The sequence below is a fragment of the Cryomorpha ignava genome (assembly GCF_010686655.1).
Classification (GTDB): Bacteria; Bacteroidota; Bacteroidia; order Flavobacteriales_D; family Cryomorphaceae; genus Cryomorpha; species Cryomorpha ignava.
This window is the reverse complement of sequence record NZ_JAAGVY010000129.1, coordinates 1-1,140: the sequence shown is the minus strand read 5'-3', so window position 1 is coordinate 1,140 and position 1,140 is coordinate 1. Positions and strand designations below refer to the sequence as shown.

Here is a 1,140-nt window from a genome sequence, read left to right as displayed (position 1 = left end):
TTTCGTGCTTGCTTACAGCATAAATCAAGTTGTTTGTTGCACTAAAAGCAATGTGAACTTCGATGTCGCTTGTAGCGATGTAATCCATTGTAGCTACACCACCACTAAGGGTTACTTCGTAGATATCAGAGATACCATCGGCAGCAGCATGATCTGCAAGGTAGTACGTGTAGTTTTCACAATCTGGTGCTGGAACACACTCACAGTTATTGTTGAGTATACCAATAGCTCCAGGAAGTTCACAAGCATCGCCTATGTTAGCTTCAAGGTCTGGACAATCGAATTCAACAGGAGTACCCATACATTGACAAAATGTGGTAACCATATCGTTTTCAGTCATATCATCACCATCATCACAAGCATCACCAAAGTTGGCTTCAAGATCTGGACAGTCAAATTCTGAAGCACAGTTTTCTCGAACTACTTCAATAGAATTTGATAGATCGAAACATCCTGTAAGATCACCTGCGTTAACGGCATTTCCTTCTAAGAAAGAAGCTGCAGCTTCGTCAGCATTGCTATTGTCAGCGTTGAAGCTAAGGAACCAAATTAAGCAGTTACCTACACCTGCATTGTCAAAATTAATGGCTTCAACATCTGCCATAGTCGCAGGAAGTCCAAGAAGATTAAGATCAGGATCAGTTACAACCCAAGTAGCGCCGTATCCTTCTGGAGCGTTAGGCTCAGTAGCAAAAGCAACATCAACTGTGCTTGGCTCATTATCATCAACACAAACGTTTACAGTCATAGAACCATCTTCAAATTGGATCGCGCCACCATCAGCTTCACAAACAAAAATTGGAGTACCTGCACATTGGCAATCTGTACCTACTGTATCGTTTTCGGTCATATCGTCACCATCATCACAAGCATCACCGAAGTTAGCTTCCAAATCAGGACAGTCAAATTCTGAAGCGCAGTTTTCTCGAACTACTTCAATAGAATTTGATAGATCGAAACATCCTGTAAGATCACCCGCGTTAACGGCATTTCCTTCTAAGAAAGAAGCTGCAGCTTCGTCAGCATTACTATTGTCAGCATCGAAGCTAAGGAACCAAATTAAGCAGTTACCTGCTCCTGCATTATCAAAATTGATGGCTTCAACATCTGCCATAGTAGCAGGAAGTCCAAGGAGATTAA

The 1,140-nt window shown here is 41.9% G+C and carries 1 pseudogene; it reads right to left on the bottom strand.

Features of this window, described 5'->3' with window-relative positions:
• Positions 1-1,140 (bottom strand): annotated as a pseudogene (locus tag G3O08_RS20715) (hypothetical protein); the annotation flags it as partial.